Raw genomic sequence first — 15,404 nt, forward strand, 5'->3', positions numbered from 1 at the left:
ACTCATCCCAGTTGCGCCAAAGCCTGGCGGAAGGCCGGCGGCAGGTTGTTGCCGAAGTGAACCTTGCCGTCGGCCTGGGTAAAGATGCCCATGTTCGCCAGCCACTGCTCGAACTCTGGCGCCGGTTTCAAGCCCAGGGTTTGCCGGGCGTAAAGGGCGTCGTGGAACGAGGTGGTCTGGTAGTTGAGCATGATGTCGTCGGAGCCGGGGATGCCCATGATGAAGTTGATCCCGGCCACGCCCAGCAAGGTCAGCAGGGTGTCCATGTCGTCCTGGTCGGCTTCGGCGTGGTTGGTGTAGCAGATGTCGCAACCCATCGGCACGCCGAGCAGTTTGCCGCAGAAGTGGTCTTCGAGGCCGGCGCGGATGATCTGTTTGCCGTTGTAGAGGTATTCCGGGCCGATAAATCCTACGACGGTGTTCACCAAAAACGGTTTGAAATGTCGCGCCACGGCGTAAGCCCGCGTCTCGCAGGTCTGTTGATCGATGCCGTGGTGGGCATTAGCTGACAAAGCGCTGCCCTGGCCGGTTTCGAAATACATCAGGTTCTGGCCGAGGGTCCCGCGATTCAGGCTCAAACCGGCGTCGTAGCCTTCCTGCAATACGTTGAGGTTGATGCCGAAACTGGCGTTGGCCGCTTCGGTGCCGGCGATCGACTGGAACACCAGGTCCAGGGGCACGCCACGGTTCACCGCTTCGATGGAGGTGGTGACGTGGGTCAGCACGCAGGCCTGGGTCGGAATGTCGTAGCGCTGGATGATCGCATCGAGCATTTCCAGCATGGCGCAGATCGAGGCGATGCTGTCGGTGGCCGGGTTGATGCCGATCATTGCATCGCCGTTGCCGTACAGGAGGCCGTCGAGAATGCTCGCGGCGATGCCGGCCGGTTCGTCGGTCGGGTGATTGGGTTGCAGGCGTGTGGATAAGCGACCGCGCAGGCCCATGGTGCCGCGGAATTGCGTGACCACGCGGATCTTCTGCGCCACCAGCACCAAGTCCTGCACGCGCATGATCTTCGACACGGCGGCGGCCATTTCCGGGGTCAGGCCGGGGGCGAGGGCGCGTAGGCTCTGCTCGTCGGCGGCGTCGCTGAGCAGCCAGTCGCGAAAACCGCCGACGGTGAGGTGGCTGACCACGGCGAAGGCTTGTTTGTCGTGAGTGTCGATGATCAATCGGGTGACTTCATCGGCCTCGTAGGGAATCAGTACTTCTTGTAGGAAGTGTGTCAGCGGGATGTCGGCCAACGCCATTTGCGCGGCCACACGCTCGCCATCGTTGAGCGCGGCGACGCCGGCCAGAAAGTCCCCGGAACGCGCCGGGCTGGCCTTGGCCATGACGTCCTTGAGGCTGTCGAAACGGTAGGTCTGGGCGCCGACGGAATGGGCAAATGCGGCCATGGGACGGGGTCCTCCTGATAAAAGTGTGGCCCGTAGGAGCGAGGCTTGCCCACGAAGAACGATGACGCGGTGAATCTGTCGGACCGCATTATCGTTCTTCGCGGGCAAGCCTCGCTCCTACGGAGCAGGGGTGCTCTCAAATAGGGCATTGAGCCCGGCACCGGTGCAACTCAGATACCTTCGAGCATAGCGTCTGCCGGCGCGTCGGCGCGCTGCTTGGCGGTCAACTGGAAGTACAGATAACCCGCCGCCATGAACCCGAGGAACACCAGGCCAATCACCGTGTTGAACCACGCCATCGCAATCAAACACACCACCGCCAGAAACAGCGCGATCCCCGGCACAATCGGATAGCCCGGCGCGCGGAAGGTGCGTTCCAGGTTCGGCTCGGTTTTGCGCAGTTTGAACAGGCTGAGCATGCTGATGATGTACATCACGATGGCGCCGAACACCGACATGGTGATCATCGCCGCTGTCAGGGTCATGCCTTGCAGGTTGACCAGGCCATCGCTGTAGATCGCGGCGATGCCGATCACGCCGCCGGCCAGGATCGCCCGGTGCGGGGTCTGGAAGCGCGAGAGTTTGGCCAGGCCTTTAGGCAGATAACCGGCGCGGGCCAGGGCGAAGAACTGTCGCGAATAACCCAGAATGATCCCGTGGAAACTCGCCACCAGACCGAACAGACCGATCCAGACCAGCATGTGCATCCAGCTCGAATTGTTGCCGACTACGGCTTTCATCGCCTGGGGCAGCGGATCGTTGATGTTCGACAGTTGGCGCCAGTCGCCAACGCCGCCAGCCATCACCATCACGCCGATAGCGAGGAACACCAGGGTCAGGATGCCGCTGACGTAAGCCTTGGGAATCGTGCGTTTCGGGTCCTTGGCTTCCTCGGCCGCCATGGCCGCGCCTTCGATGGCGAGGAAGAACCAGATCGCAAAGGGAATCGCCGCAAAGATCCCGGGGATCGAGGCCATGGTGAATTCGTTGGAACCCGACCAGCCGTTGAGCACGAAGTTGCTGAAGCTGAAGCCCGGCGCGACCACGCCCATGAACACCAGCAATTCGGCGACCGCGAGCACGGTGACCACCAGCTCAAAGGTCGCGGCGATGCTGACGCCGAGAATGTTCAAGGTCATGAACACGAAGTAGGCGCCGACCGCCGCAATCTTCGGGTCCAGCTCCGGGTACTGCACGTTGAGGTACGCGCCGATGGCCATGGCAATCGCCGGTGGCGCAAAGACGAATTCAATCAGGGTGGCGATGCCGGCGATCAATCCGCCTTTTTCGCCAAACGCCCGTCGGCTGTAGGCAAACGGCCCGCCCGCGTGGGGAATCGCGGTGGTCAGTTCGGTGAAACTGAAGATGAAGCAGGTGTACATCGTCGCCACCATCAGGGCGGTGACGAGGAAACCCAATGTGCCTGCGGTGCCCCAGCCGTAACTCCAGCCGAAGTACTCGCCGGAAATCACCAGGCCGACGGCAATGCCCCATAAATGCAGGGTGCCGAGTGTGGGTTTGAGCTGTGTAGTAGAAGTCATAAGTCCTCTCTATTTTTTATTGTTTGATCGGTTGGACTTTCGGGTGTGGCGGTACAGCAGGCACGCAAAGCCCGTGCCAGAGCGGCAGGGCGATGATTTACGGTGTGTTTGAGGGCGTCATCGCGAGCAAGCCACGCTCCCGTAGGAGCAAGGCTTGCCCGCGATGGCCGTTACGCGGTCCCGCGTCGGGTTTAGAAGAAGCCCAACGGATTGATGTCGTAGCTCACCAGCAGGTTTTTGGTCTGCTGATAGTGATCGAGCATCATCTTGTGGGTTTCACGCCCGACGCCGGACTTTTTGTAACCACCGAACGCGGCATGCGCCGGGTACAGGTGGTAGCAGTTGGTCCACACACGACCGGCCTTGATGGCGCGGCCCATGCGATAGGCGCGGTTGATGTCGCGGGTCCAGAGGCCGGCGCCCAGGCCGAACTCGGTGTCGTTGGCGATGGCCAGGGCTTCGGCTTCGTCCTTGAACGTGGTGATGCTCACCACCGGGCCAAAGATTTCTTCCTGGAACACGCGCATTTTGTTGGTGCCCTTGAGCAGGGTCGGCTGGATGTAATACCCGGTCGCCAGGTTGCCCTCGAGTTTTTCCACCTTGCCGCCGGTCAGCAGCTCGGCGCCTTCGCCCTTGGCGATTTCCAGGTACGAAAGGATTTTGTCGAATTGCTGTTCGGACGCCTGGGCGCCGACCATGGTGTCGGTGTCCAGCGGGTCGCCACGTTTGATCGACAGGACTTTCTTCATCACCACTTTCATGAAGTCGTCGTAGATCGATTCTTGCACCAGTGCCCGGGACGGGCAGGTGCAGACTTCGCCCTGGTTGAAGAAGGCGAGCACCAGGCCTTCAGCGGCTTTCTCGATGAAGGTTTCTTCGGCTTGCATGATGTCGGCGAAGAAGATGTTCGGCGACTTGCCACCCAGCTCCACGGTGGACGGAATAATGTTTTCGGCGGCGGCGTGCATGATGTGCGAGCCGACCGGGGTCGAACCTGTGAAGGCGATCTTGGCGATGCGTTTGCTGGTGGCCAGGGCTTCGCCGGCTTCTTTGCCGAACCCTTGCACCACGTTCAGCACGCCGGGTGGCAGCAGGTCGCCGATCAGTTCCATCAGCACGGTGATGCCCAGCGGGGTTTGCTCGGCAGGCTTGAGCACCACGCAGTTACCGGCGGCCAGGGCCGGGGCGAGTTTCCAGGCGGCCATCAGGATCGGGAAGTTCCACGGGATGATCTGCCCGACCACGCCCAGGGGTTCATGGATGTGGTACGCCACGGTGTTGCCGTCGATCTCGGCGGCGCTGCCTTCCTGGGCGCGGATGCAACCGGCGAAGTAGCGGAAGTGATCCGCCGCCAGCGGGATGTCGGCGTTGAGGGTTTCGCGAACGGCTTTGCCGTTGTCCCAGGATTCGGTGATCGCCAGCAGTTCCAGGTTCTGCTCGATGCGGTCGGCGATTTTCAGCAGCACCAGCGAGCGCGCCTGGGCGGACGTGGCGCCCCAGGCATCGGCCGCCGCATGGGCAGCGTCCAGGGCTTTGTCGATGTCTTCGGCCGTGGAACGTGGGAATTCGGCAATCGGTTGGCCATTCACGGGCGAGGTATTGGTGAAGTACTGACCTTTGACAGGCGCGACGAACTCGCCGCCGATGTAGTTACCGTACTTGCTCTTGAACGAAACGATAGCGCCTTCAGTACCGGGGTGAGCGTAACGCATGGTGAGTTCTCCTTGGCTTTGTACTTATTAGAGAGACGCGCATGTGCGCTTGCTATAAGCGTAGAGCAAAGGTTGGGCCACTGCCTTGCAGGGCAAGCAAATCAAGGCCTTGCGCGGTTTTTGTCGGACAGGCGGGTGGTGCCTGTGACGGTTTCGGTACAGCTTGGGTGACAGTTTGTACCGCTTGTGGCACAGCGAGCGAGGGGCTGGCCTTGCCAGCATTGCAAAGCACGCCGACGTGGAGGATGCTCGACCTCAACGCGCTGCAGGGTTCGTGGACCCTTTCGGGGAATAATAAGAAATGCACGACAACCATTTGAGTCGCCATGCCCGGCAAGTCCTGACCGTTACCCAGGGCAAGTCGCACCTGCACGGCCCCGGCAGTGATCCGTCGATTGCCCGTTCCTGGCTGCGTTGTCTTGAGGACTATCACCTCGACCCGGCCCTGACCATGGCACCCACGGTGCTGGAACATGGGCGCGTGCTCGAAAGCCGCGAACGCTTGCAGCAAGTGCTGCACATCGCCGGCAACGAAATGACCAGCCTGCACCAACAACTCTCCGGCGCCGGCCACGCGGTGCTGCTGACCGACGCACGCGGGGTGATCCTCAACTGCGTCACCGCCCCCGCCGAACGCAAGATTTTCGAGCGTGCCGGGCTCTGGCTTGGCGCCGACTGGAGCGAAGCCTGCGAAGGCACCAATGGCATCGGCACTTGCCTGGTGGAGCGCCAGGCGCTGACCATTCACCAGGACGAACACTTTCGCGGCCGCCACACCGGCCTGACCTGCTCGGCGAGCCCGGTGTTCGACCCCCACGGCGAACTGCTGGCGGTGCTCGACGTGTCCTCGGCCCGGCATGACGTCTCGCGCCAGAGCCAGTTCCACACCATGGCCCTGGTCAACCTCTCGGCGAAGATGATCGAGAGCTGTTATTTCCTGCGTTACTTCGACAATCAATGGCTGCTGCGTTTTCACTTGCAGGCCGAGTCCGTCGGGCTGTTCAGCGAGGGCCTGTTGGCGTTCGATGGCGAAGGGCGGATCAGCGCGGTCAACCAAAGTGCGCTGAACCTGCTCGGGCATATTCGCGGCGGGTTGCTGGGCAAACCGGTGGAAGCGCTTTTCGATTGCTCGCTGGATGAATTGCTGGGGCGTGCCAGTGTGAATGCCAGCGCCAGTTGGCCGCTGCGCACTCGCGATGGGCGCAGTCTATTTGCGCTGCTGCGGGGTCAGCCTCGGAGTATTCCGGTGCCGGTGGTGCCAAGTCCGATAGTGGCCGAGCGTCCGCGCTTGTCCGGCATTTGCCTGGGCGATGCCGCGTTGCAAGAGGATTTCCGCAAGTCCCTGCGCGTATTCGAACGGGACGTGCCGCTGCTGATCAATGGCGAAACCGGCTCCGGCAAGGAAGCCTTCGCCAAAGCCGTGCACCAGGCCAGTCAGCGGGCGAACAAAGCCTTCGTCGCCCTCAACTGCGCGGCCATCCCGGAAAGCCTGATCGAAAGCGAACTGTTCGGCTATCGCGGCGGCAGCTTCACCGGCGCGCGCAAGGAAGGCATGCGCGGCAAGTTGCAGCAGGCCGATGGCGGCACGTTGTTCCTCGATGAGATCGGCGACATGCCCCTGGCTTTGCAGACTCGGCTCTTAAGAGTTTTGGAAGATCGCCAGGTAGTGCCGATTGGCGGGGAACCGGAGTCGGTGAACGTCAGAATTATCAGCGCGACCCACCGAAATTTGCTGGATCGGGTGCGGGACGGCAGTTTTCGCGAGGACTTGTACTACCGGCTCAATGGCCTGGAAGTGGCATTGCCGGCCTTGCGCGACCGCAGCGACAAATCCCAGTTGCTGGATTTCCTGCTGGCGGAAGAGGCGGGCGGGGAAGCAGTGCTGATTGATCAACCGGCACGGGAAGCCTTGCTCGGTTTCGCCTGGCCAGGGAACGTGCGGCAGTTGCGCAATGTGCTGCGGACCTTGGCGGCGTTGTGTGATGGCGGGCGGATCGGGTTGGAGGATTTGCCGGCGATGATTCGCCAGGTGCGACCGGTGGTGGCGTTGGTGGTGGAAGAGCCGTCGGAGCATCCGCTGGACGATGCCGAGCGGCTGGCGTTGCTCAATGCGTTGGAGCAACAGCGTTGGCATATGACGCATACGGCGGAACAGCTCGGTGTCAGTCGCAATACCCTCTATCGAAAGCTGCGTAAACACGGCATCGCCCGCTCTGCCTGACTGATCGTTCCTACGCTCTGCGTGGGAATGCCTCAACGGACGCTCCGCGTTCGGCTGTGGATGGGACGCGGAGCGTCCCGGGCTGCATTCCCACTCGGAGCATGGGAACGATCACAACCTGACACATTGCTTTCGCGGGCAAGTCGGATCGCCGCACCGCTCGCGCCTACGGGTTCTGCGATCAGCCTTAAACAAAGGTGCGAATTTTCCCACCCTAGGCTAACCTGCGGCCATGTTTTACGAGGTCGACTATGCACATTCATATTCTTGGTATCTGCGGCACTTTCATGGGTTCGATGGCGGTTCTGGCCAAAGAGCTGGGCCATCACGTGACCGGCTCCGATGCCAACGTCTATCCGCCGATGAGCACTCAGCTTGAGGCCCAGGGCATTCAGTTGACCCAAGGCTACGACCCGGCGCAGCTCGATCCGGCCCCGGACCTGGTGGTGATCGGCAACGCCATGTCCCGTGGCAACCCGGCGGTCGAATACGTCCTGAACAAAGGCCTGCCTTACGTCTCCGGCCCGCAATGGCTGGCCGACCACGTACTGCGCGGCCGCTGGGTGTTGGCGGTTGCCGGCACTCATGGCAAGACCACCACCAGCAGCATGCTCGCCTGGGTGTTGGAGCACGCGGGCATGAGCCCGGGTTTCCTGATTGGTGGCGTGCCGCAGAATTTCTCGGTGTCCGCGCGCCTCGGCGGTACGCCGTTCTTCGTGATCGAAGCCGATGAGTACGACAGTGCGTTCTTCGACAAGCGTTCGAAGTTCGTTCACTACGGTCCGCGCACAGCGATCCTGAACAATCTTGAGTTCGATCACGCCGACATCTTCCCCGATCTGCCGGCCATCGAGCGACAGTTCCACCATTTGGTGCGGACCATTCCGAGCGAAGGCCTGGTGATCCATCCGACCACAGAACCTGCCTTGCAGCGTGTGATCGAGATGGGTTGCTGGACCCCGGTGCAAACCACCGGCGTCGGCGGTCAGTGGCAGGTCAAGTTGCTGAGCGAAGACGGCTCGAAGTTTGAAGTGATGTTCGAAGGCGTTGCCCAAGGCGTGGTCGAGTGGGACATGACCGGTCAGCACAACGTCGCCAACGCCCTGGCCACCCTGGCGGCGGCGCGGCATGTCGGTGTCGTGCCGTCGATGGGCATTGAAGCGCTGAGTGCGTTCAAAAGCGTGAAGCGTCGGATGGAGAAAGTCGCGGAAGTCCGTGGCATCACGATCTACGACGACTTCGCCCACCACCCGACCGCCATCGCCACCACCCTCGACGGCTTGCGCAAGAAGATCGGCGATGCACCGTTGATCGCGATCATCGAGCCGCGCTCCAACTCCATGAAGCTCGGCGCGCACCGTGACGGTTTACCGGAAAGCGTGGTCGATGCCGATCAGGTGATCTGGTACGCGCCGGCCAACCTCGGTTGGGATTTGGGCGCGACCGCCGCGCTGTGCACCGTGCCCTCGATCGTCAGCGATTCCCTGGAAGGCATCATCGAACGCGTGAAAAGCCAGGCCCAGCCCGGTACCCACGTGGTGATCATGAGCAACGGCGGCTTCGGCGGCCTGCACGGCAAACTTGCCGAGGCGCTGCAATGAACACTTTTGCCCAGAGCGGCGGCCCGGAACGCATCACGCTGGCGATGACCGGTGCTTCCGGCGCCCAGTACGGTTTGCGCTTGCTCGATTGCCTGGTGCGTGAAGACCGCGAGGTGCATTTCCTGATCTCCAAGGCTGCGCAACTGGTGATGGCCACCGAGACTGATGTCACGTTGCCGCCCAAGCCGCAAACCATGCAGGCTTTCCTCACCGAATACACCGGCGCCGCTGCCGGGCAGATCAAGGTGTATGGCAAGGAAGACTGGATGTCGCCGGTGGCCTCGGGCTCCGGTGCGCCAGCCGCGATGGTGGTGGTGCCGTGTTCCACCGGAACCTTGTCAGCCATCGCCACCGGCGCCTGTAACAACCTGATCGAACGCGCCGCCGACGTTACCTTGAAGGAGCGCCGCCAGTTGATTCTGGTGCCGCGTGAGGCGCCGTATTCGAGTATTCATCTGGAGCACATGCTCAAGTTGTCGAACATGGGCGTGACGATCCTGCCAGCCTCGCCGGGGTTTTATCACCAGCCACAGACCATCGACGACCTGATCGACTTCGTCGTCGCGCGGATTCTCAATCTGCTGAATATTCCCCAGGACATGCTGCCGCGTTGGGGCGAGCACCATTTGAGCAGCGATGAATAAGCTGCTGGTGGTCGTGCTGGCGCTGCAACTGGCCGGCTGCGCCACGGCGCGCACGCTCGATGCCGCGAAACCGGGGGCGCCGGTGGTGTATTCGGGGACGCGGCTGGATTTGTATGCGATGAACGGTGGCTGCTGCGCCATGGATCGGTTTGGCGCTGAAGCGCCGAGCTATCCCGGGGTGGATTTGCCGGGCAGTGCGTTGCTCGACACGCTGCTGTTGCCGCTGTCTCTGCTGACGGTGATTGGCGTGAGTTTCCAGGCGACGGGCGGACTTTGACGATCGTTCCCACGCTCTGCGTGGGAACGATCAAACGCTACCAACCTGTAGGAGCGAGGCTTGCCCGCGCAGGCGTCGGCTCCGGCGCCGCAGAATTACTTGCCGAGCTTACGCAACTCATCCGACTCAACCACCCGCACTCCATCTTGCTCTTCCAGCGCCAGCCGCCACATTGCGCGGGCCAGTTGGCAGGCTTCGATGCCGCGGTATTTGCCCGGGATCAAGCGCGAAAACGGTCCGGCGAATTGCTCGGCCATGCGCGGTTCCAGGCGGTCACCCAGCAACAGGGACGGCCGACAAATGGTCAACTGCGGCCAGTTCTGCGCGCGCAGTGCGTGTTCCATCTCGCCTTTGACCTTGTTGTAGAAAATCGAGGATCTGCGATCGGCCCCCAAGGCGCTGATCACGATCAAGTGCCTTGCGCCCATCTCCCGTGCACGTTTGGCGAACGCCACCACCATGTCCAGGTCCACCGCGCGAAACGCCTCCTCGGAGCCGGCCTGTTTGATGGTGGTGCCGAGGCAGCAGTAAGCGATGTCGACGCGACCATTGAGTTGCGGCAGAAATACTGCCGGGTCGCCGACGGGGTTTTCCAGGTGGGGATGCTCGGCCAATGGCCGGCGTGAAGGTGCCAATACCCGCGTAATCGTTGGCTCATTGAGCAAGCGATCAAGCAAATGTTCGCCGGTTAATCCGGTAGCTCCGGCAAGCAATACATGCTGAGGCGTCAAGTACATAGTGTTTCCCCCTTGATACTGTTCAGCTTAGTTGAGCTTGGCGTCCTTGCTGCTGATAGCAGCACTTTGTAATGCTTTACGCGCTTGTTGCTTGCGCAGCAGTTGCCAATGGGAGAGCACGGTTTTCGGTGCCCAGATCTGCGGTTCAGAGGCTTCGAAGTTGTCCGCCAGTTCCCGCTCGGCCACGGTGGCCTTGGCCAGTTTGAAGGCTTGCTCCAGATCGTCGGTCTGGTTCAGTGCCTGGGCGAACAGTGCGTCGCCGAAGTAGGTGAAGTTGGCCTCCTCGGAGCAACCGAAGGACACCCGGTCCGCCCGCGACGCGGTCATGATCAGGGTGCGTTCGTCTTTCAGCGCCGGGATGAAACCACCGGAATAGCAGGAAGAGATGACAATGATCTTGTCGCGATTCTTCAGCGGGGCGAGGACTGCCGCCAATTCGTCGGCCGGCAGATCGGCCAGTTCCATGCGCGGCTGGTCGAGTACGAATTCATGTTCGCTGGTGCCGTGGCTGGTCAGGTAGATGAACAGCAAGTCTTCCGGGCCGCTGCGTTCGGCCAGGGTCTGGGCGGCACGGCGCAGGTTTTCCCGGGTGGCCATCGGCCGGTCGGCGAGGTGTTCACGATGGTTGACCAGGCGAATCTGCCCATAAGCGCCGAAGCGGCTGGCGAGCATGTTCGCGACATAGTCGGATTCACGCAGGAACACACTCTGCTTGCCGTCGCCGCCGAGGGTCAGGGTGTACAGCTCGACCGCCGGGGTCGAGGCGGGCACGGCCGCCAGCGCTTCGTCGAGCAAGCGGCCCTGGGCGAGCAAGCCGAGTTCCAGGGTGTCGGGCAGCAATTTGCCGTCGGCGTCGCGCACACGCTGGCCGTTGATCCAGGTGCCGCTCATCACCGTGCCATCGGTCAGCACCAGGGTGCCGCGCCCGGAATAACTGTCGTTGTCGAAGCCACCGACGTAAAAACTGCCATCCGCCAAGTTCAAGCGGCCCGGGCCGGTGAAGCGCCAATCGCTGAACTGGCCAATGTAATGGCTGCCGTCGGTGCCGATCAGCTCGCCCTTGCCGCTGAGCACGCCTTCCTTGAACTGGCCGATCCAGACATCGCCATCGGCATTCTCGTAGCGACCCTTGCCGTTGAGCTGGTTGTCCTTGAAACCGCCGACGTAGATATCGCCGTCGGCGCTGTTGAACGTGCCGTTGCCTTCCAGCTGGCCATCGACGAAATGCCCGCTGAACTGATTGCCACTGGCGTCGCCGCGCTGGCCTTCGCCGTTGGGCTTGCCGTGGGCGAACTGGCCTTGATACGAGCTGCCGTCTTCGAGTTCGAGACGACCGAGCCCTGAATACTGATCGGCCTTGAACTCACCGCGGTAAGTCATGCCGTTTTCTTTGAGGGTGCCTTCGCCGTCGCGTCGGCCCAGCTTGAAGCCGCCGGTGTAGCTGCTGCCATTGGTGGTCAGCGTGCCCTGGCCGTCGAACAACCCTTGCTGGAATTGCCCGCGATAGACTTCGCCATTGCTGCCGTGCCATTCGCCCTGGCCATGCCACTGGCCTTTGTCGAACTGGCCGGCGTACCAACTGCCGCTCGGGTAGTCGATGCGCCCCTGGCCCTGCAACAACCCGTTGACCAGATCCCCTCGATAGCGTCCGCCGTCCGGCAGGCGGGCGTCAGGGGACAACAGCGATTCACCATCGCCGCAAGCGGTGAGCATCAGGGTCAAAGCAAGGAGTGCAAGTGAGCGCATAGCGGGATCCGGGCAATTAGGCGACCGAGTATGCCGCAGCTATGTGTCGTATATATAGAGAAGGTCGCGAAACAGCGTGTGCTGCTTCGCATCCGGGATGGTTTACACGAAACAGAGGGACAGCGGTTCGGCGATGTACGCCGGTTTGTCCGAGCCTTCTATCTCAAGGGTCGCGGTGGCCTTGAGCAGCCATTGACCGGGTTTCTTCTCGGTGACTTCGTTCATGTCGACCTTGAGTCGGACCCGTGAATTGACTTTCACCGGCTGGATGAAACGCACGCTGTCCAGGCCATAGTTGACCACCATCTTCGCGCCTTGCGGCAGGATCAGGATGTCTTCCATCAGTTTGGGAATCAGCGACAGCGACAGGAAACCGTGGGCAATGGTGCTGCCAAATGGCGTTTGCGCGGCTTTGACCGGGTCGACGTGAATGAACTGATAATCCCCGGTGGCTTCAGCGAACAGGTTGATGCGCTCCTGATCGATGGTGAGCCATTCGGAACGTCCAAGTTCCTTGCCAACATAATCTTTGAGCTCTGCAACGGGAACATAGGGCATTGAGACTCTCCTTGGGTTCATCGGTTTTATTGGTTTTGAGTTGGGGGGATTTGACCTCCCTGCGAACCACTTTAGATCAACATGGCAAATTGCTCCGGTCAACTGACCATGCTTTTGGCGAATGCCGGTCTATAGCGTCGGCGTGCTTATAATGCCCGGCCCCTTTTTGCCGGGGACAACGCGTGGGGAGATTGCGGGATGTTGTTACGTGGCCTGACCTGGCTGGTGCTGTTCCAATTGCTGGGCACAGCCATCAACCACCTGATGTTGCCGGTGCTGCCGGGGCCGATTATTGGCCTGTTGCTGATGCTGGTGTTTTTGATTTGTCGTGGTGAGGTTGGCGAGCCGCTGAACCTGGCCGCCGGCAGTTTGCTGCGTTATCTACCGTTGCTGCTGGTGCCGCCGGCGGTGGGCGTGATGGTGTATGCCAAGGACATTGCCGCCGACTTCTGGGCCATCGCCGGCGCGCTGGTGTTGTCGTTGGTGCTGTCGATGGCCTTCGTCGGGGTGCTGATGCAGCGCCTCATCAAGCGCCACGCCCATCGCGGAGACCGCCCATGATCCTCGATTGGCAGGGCGCCCTCGATTCGGTGATCCACCACCCGTTGTTCGGTATAGGCATCACCCTGGGCGCCTATCAACTGGTACTCGCGGCGTTCGAGAAAACCCGCTGGATCTTCCTGCAACCGGTGCTGGTTTCGATGCTGCTGGTGATCGGCATTCTGGTGGGCTGCGGCCTGACCTACGCCGAGTACCGCAAGAGCACCGAGATCCTCAGCATTCTGCTCGGTCCCGCCACCGTTGCTCTGGCGGTGCCGCTGTACCTGAATCTGCGACGGATTCGGCAGTTATTCTGGCCGATATTTACTACGCTGGTGATAGGCGGCGTGGTCGCCACGGGCATGGGCGTGTTACTGGGCTGGTGGTTCGGCGCCGAACACATGATCCTGATGACCATGGCGCCCAAATCCGTGACCTCGCCGATCGCCATGCTGGTTGCCGAGCAGATCGGTGGCGTCGCGGCGCTGGCGGCGGTGTTCGTGTTGATTACCGGCGTGATCGGTGCGATTTTCGGCCCGGGTCTTTTGACGAGGCTCGGTGTCCATAGCCCTGAAGCCCGGGGCATGGCCTTGGGGCTGACCGCCCACGCGGTCGGTACGTCGGTGGCGTTGCAGGAAAGTGAAGAATGCGGCGCCTTCGCGGCGCTGGCGATGAGTCTGATGGGCGTGGCCACGGCGGTGTTCCTGCCGTTGGCGGTGTCGATGGTGGTGTAAGGAAATGTCTATGAGCTTGCCGCTTTTTCCGCTGAACACGGTGCTGTTCCCTGGTTGCATCCTCGACTTGCAGATTTTCGAGGCGCGCTACCTGGACATGATCAGCCGCTGCATGAAACAGGGCAGTGGCTTCGGCGTGGTGTGCATCCTCGACGGCGAGGAGGTTGGCATCGCCCCGGCGGGTTATGCGCTGGTGGGCTGCGAAGCCTTGATCACCGACTTCAAGCAGCAGGACAACGGCCTGTTGGGCATTCGCGTGCAGGGTGGCCGGCGGTTCCACGTCTTGCGCTCGGAAGTGCAGCGCGATCACCTGACTCTTGCCGAGGTCGAGTGGCTGGAAGACGAGCCGGAACAACCGTTGCAGGACGAAGATGCCGACCTCGTCGCATTGCTCAAAGCCCTGGCCGAGCACCCGATGGTCGAGGCGCTGAACATGGGCACCGAAGCCACCGGCCAGCAATCACTGGCCAATCAGTTGGCGTATTTGCTGCCGTTTGCCGAAGTGGACAAGATCGACCTGTTGCAACTCGACGATCCGCAACAACGTCTGGATGCGATTCAGGCGTTACTGGATGAGTTGCAGGGCGAGTTGTTCGCCTAGTGGTATTTTGTATTAACTTGAATGCTTTGCCAGTATTGTTCACGCGTCATCCTTCCCTTAGTTTGAACTCACTCACAGGGAGTGAGTAACTCATTAATAACAAGGAAGTGATGATGATTATTTATGAAGATGAATGGGCGTTCTGGGATGATATCGCAGGTCGCTACTTGTTAAAGCATGCGGCGAGTGATCACAACTCCAAACATATTATTGAAGGCGCCGGCTTTTATGCCGACTCGATGGTGTTGGAACGCCGCAAGCGCAAACGTGCCAAGTTGCCAGTCGTAAGCCTGAACGATGATGCAGGTTCTATAACGGTTGCGGGTTAAAACACTTCGATTCTAATTTGAGCCTATGTCCCCTTGGCTTCGGCGATGCGCGGCAAGAGCAAGGTGGCGTCAAAATTAATATGTGTGGGTGGTTGTATGTCGTTGGAAAACAGTAACAGTGCTTTCATGGCTAATCTTTATGTCGACGGATTGCCGTTAGTCCTTAATCAGCAGCGTCTGAAGCGGAGACTGCGGGACCCCCGCATCACCCGGCGTGAACGCCTGGACGTTGAAGTGGCGTTGACAGACCGCAGTGGTACCAGTTTTGTGACATTGGCTGATCATGAAGATGACAAACCTTTGTTGTTCAAGTTTTCTTTGCAGGACGACAAGTACATCGTGACGGCCGTGTTGCGAGGTATGTTTGACGGGTGGCGTTTAAAGATTGAGGCCGGCACCTTTCATTTGTCAGTGAGCGATAGCGCGGCAGCTGATTTGTTTTCAATACGCAAGCATGGTGTGGAAAGAGCGAAGTTTGAACACCTCAGCGCGGGCCCCTCTTATGTGCAAATCGTCAGTGAGCGGAGGGGGCGACCCTTGTATAAGGCTGACGAGGCGGGGAAAAAATACTTCATGGATGTGGACCCCAATGCCACGGTGCATGACGCGTTGAACAATACGCCCGTCGCTTTTGTTCTCAAGATTGTCGATAAAACCGTGCCCATTACAGAGTGAATGTACGCCATCGGCTGTGACGGTCGATGGCTTTTTTGACGGGGCCTTTCGTTCTAAAACGCGGAAAGAAATGACAGTGGCCGACCGTTTT

15 protein-coding genes are annotated in these 15,404 nt (G+C 60.7%); 9 read left to right on the plus strand and 6 right to left on the minus strand.

The genetic code is table 11. The features are described from left to right. Nucleotides 1-2 precede the first annotated feature (2 nt). The 3 genes from ACZ89E_RS26560 to exaC form a co-directional block, all read right to left on the minus strand. Nucleotides 3-1,397 carry an ethanolamine ammonia-lyase subunit EutB gene (locus ACZ89E_RS26560; protein WP_149660909.1) on the minus strand — a complete coding sequence of 465 codons (1,395 nt, stop codon included), beginning with the start codon at nt 1,395-1,397 and terminating at the stop codon, nt 3-5. A gap of 170 nt (nt 1,398-1,567) precedes the next feature. After that, nucleotides 1,568-2,938, minus strand: coding sequence for an ethanolamine permease (eat, locus tag ACZ89E_RS26565; RefSeq protein ID WP_149660908.1), 1,371 nt, complete (start codon nt 2,936-2,938; stop codon nt 1,568-1,570). A 191-nt stretch (nt 2,939-3,129) separates the two neighbouring features. Beyond that, a complete protein-coding gene (exaC, locus tag ACZ89E_RS26570; protein WP_054052388.1) occupies nt 3,130-4,650 on the minus strand; it encodes an acetaldehyde dehydrogenase ExaC in 1,521 nt (506 codons plus the stop codon). A 301-nt stretch (nt 4,651-4,951) separates the two neighbouring features. Between exaC and ACZ89E_RS26575 the strand changes: the two genes are divergently transcribed. The 4 genes from ACZ89E_RS26575 (at nt 4,952) to ACZ89E_RS26590 (ending at nt 9,393) form a co-directional block, all read left to right on the plus strand. After that, a complete protein-coding gene (locus ACZ89E_RS26575) occupies nt 4,952-6,871 on the plus strand; it encodes a sigma-54-dependent Fis family transcriptional regulator (protein WP_463258568.1) in 1,920 nt (639 codons plus the stop codon). A 251-nt stretch (nt 6,872-7,122) separates the two neighbouring features. Beyond that, nucleotides 7,123-8,472 carry a UDP-N-acetylmuramate:L-alanyl-gamma-D-glutamyl-meso-diaminopimelate ligase gene (gene mpl / locus ACZ89E_RS26580; RefSeq protein ID WP_476256731.1) on the plus strand — a complete coding sequence of 450 codons (1,350 nt, stop codon included), beginning with the start codon at nt 7,123-7,125 and terminating at the stop codon, nt 8,470-8,472. Further along, on the plus strand, nt 8,469-9,116 hold the full coding sequence (gene ubiX, locus ACZ89E_RS26585) for a flavin prenyltransferase UbiX (protein WP_149660905.1): 648 nt from the start codon (nt 8,469-8,471) through the stop codon (nt 9,114-9,116). The genes mpl and ubiX overlap by 4 nt, the downstream gene beginning before the upstream one ends. Further along, on the plus strand, nt 9,109-9,393 hold the full coding sequence (locus ACZ89E_RS26590) for a YceK/YidQ family lipoprotein (protein WP_149660904.1): 285 nt from the start codon (nt 9,109-9,111) through the stop codon (nt 9,391-9,393). The genes ubiX and ACZ89E_RS26590 overlap by 8 nt, the downstream gene beginning before the upstream one ends. Nucleotides 9,394-9,488: 95 nt before the next feature. On the opposite strand, the gene ACZ89E_RS26595 is transcribed toward ACZ89E_RS26590, so the two are convergent. The 3 genes from ACZ89E_RS26595 to ACZ89E_RS26605 form a co-directional block, all read right to left on the minus strand. Then, nucleotides 9,489-10,130 (minus strand): oxidoreductase, encoded by a 642-nt coding sequence (locus tag ACZ89E_RS26595; protein ID WP_149660903.1) that lies wholly within the window; start codon nt 10,128-10,130, stop codon nt 9,489-9,491. 27 nt (nt 10,131-10,157) lie between these two features. Further along, entirely contained in the window at nt 10,158-11,876 is a 1,719-nt protein-coding gene (locus ACZ89E_RS26600; RefSeq protein ID WP_149660902.1) for a C13 family peptidase, read from the minus strand. A gap of 102 nt (nt 11,877-11,978) precedes the next feature. After that, on the minus strand, nt 11,979-12,434 hold the full coding sequence (locus ACZ89E_RS26605; RefSeq protein ID WP_149660901.1) for a MaoC family dehydratase: 456 nt from the start codon (nt 12,432-12,434) through the stop codon (nt 11,979-11,981). Nucleotides 12,435-12,632: 198 nt separating this feature from the next. Between ACZ89E_RS26605 and ACZ89E_RS26610 the strand changes: the two genes are divergently transcribed. From ACZ89E_RS26610 to ACZ89E_RS26630, 5 genes are all read left to right on the plus strand, one after another. Beyond that, entirely contained in the window at nt 12,633-12,995 is a 363-nt protein-coding gene (locus ACZ89E_RS26610) for a CidA/LrgA family protein (RefSeq protein ID WP_476256732.1), read from the plus strand. After that, entirely contained in the window at nt 12,992-13,708 is a 717-nt protein-coding gene (locus ACZ89E_RS26615; RefSeq protein WP_149660899.1) for an LrgB family protein, read from the plus strand. The genes ACZ89E_RS26610 and ACZ89E_RS26615 overlap by 4 nt, the downstream gene beginning before the upstream one ends. Nucleotides 13,709-13,718: 10 nt before the next feature. Beyond that, nucleotides 13,719-14,309 carry an LON peptidase substrate-binding domain-containing protein gene (locus ACZ89E_RS26620; RefSeq protein WP_149660898.1) on the plus strand — a complete coding sequence of 197 codons (591 nt, stop codon included), beginning with the start codon at nt 13,719-13,721 and terminating at the stop codon, nt 14,307-14,309. A gap of 113 nt (nt 14,310-14,422) precedes the next feature. Next, complete coding sequence (locus tag ACZ89E_RS26625; RefSeq protein ID WP_149660897.1) at nt 14,423-14,638, plus strand: hypothetical protein; 216 nt, start codon at nt 14,423-14,425, stop codon at nt 14,636-14,638. A 96-nt stretch (nt 14,639-14,734) separates the two neighbouring features. Further along, nucleotides 14,735-15,313: a hypothetical protein gene (locus tag ACZ89E_RS26630; protein WP_133837574.1), complete on the plus strand. Its 579-nt coding sequence runs from the start codon at nt 14,735-14,737 to the stop codon at nt 15,311-15,313. Nucleotides 15,314-15,404 lie beyond the last annotated feature (91 nt).

The sequence above is a fragment of the Pseudomonas sp. TE3899 genome (genome assembly GCF_056279105.1).

Coding starts and splice junctions, on each gene's coding strand:
- ACZ89E_RS26560 (WP_149660909.1), bottom strand. CDS start 1,397: ATGGCCGCATTTGCCCATTCCGTCGGCGCCCAGACCTACCGTTTCGAC.
- eat (WP_149660908.1), bottom strand. CDS start 2,938: ATGACTTCTACTACACAGCTCAAACCCACACTCGGCACCCTGCATTTA.
- exaC (WP_054052388.1), bottom strand. CDS start 4,650: ATGCGTTACGCTCACCCCGGTACTGAAGGCGCTATCGTTTCGTTCAAG.
- ACZ89E_RS26575 (WP_463258568.1), top strand. CDS start 4,952: ATGCACGACAACCATTTGAGTCGCCATGCCCGGCAAGTCCTGACCGTT.
- mpl (WP_476256731.1), top strand. CDS start 7,123: ATGCACATTCATATTCTTGGTATCTGCGGCACTTTCATGGGTTCGATG.
- ubiX (WP_149660905.1), top strand. CDS start 8,469: ATGAACACTTTTGCCCAGAGCGGCGGCCCGGAACGCATCACGCTGGCG.
- ACZ89E_RS26590 (WP_149660904.1), top strand. CDS start 9,109: ATGAATAAGCTGCTGGTGGTCGTGCTGGCGCTGCAACTGGCCGGCTGC.
- ACZ89E_RS26595 (WP_149660903.1), bottom strand. CDS start 10,130: ATGTACTTGACGCCTCAGCATGTATTGCTTGCCGGAGCTACCGGATTA.
- ACZ89E_RS26600 (WP_149660902.1), bottom strand. CDS start 11,876: ATGCGCTCACTTGCACTCCTTGCTTTGACCCTGATGCTCACCGCTTGC.
- ACZ89E_RS26605 (WP_149660901.1), bottom strand. CDS start 12,434: ATGCCCTATGTTCCCGTTGCAGAGCTCAAAGATTATGTTGGCAAGGAA.
- ACZ89E_RS26610 (WP_476256732.1), top strand. CDS start 12,633: ATGTTGTTACGTGGCCTGACCTGGCTGGTGCTGTTCCAATTGCTGGGC.
- ACZ89E_RS26615 (WP_149660899.1), top strand. CDS start 12,992: ATGATCCTCGATTGGCAGGGCGCCCTCGATTCGGTGATCCACCACCCG.
- ACZ89E_RS26620 (WP_149660898.1), top strand. CDS start 13,719: ATGAGCTTGCCGCTTTTTCCGCTGAACACGGTGCTGTTCCCTGGTTGC.
- ACZ89E_RS26625 (WP_149660897.1), top strand. CDS start 14,423: ATGATTATTTATGAAGATGAATGGGCGTTCTGGGATGATATCGCAGGT.
- ACZ89E_RS26630 (WP_133837574.1), top strand. CDS start 14,735: ATGTCGTTGGAAAACAGTAACAGTGCTTTCATGGCTAATCTTTATGTC.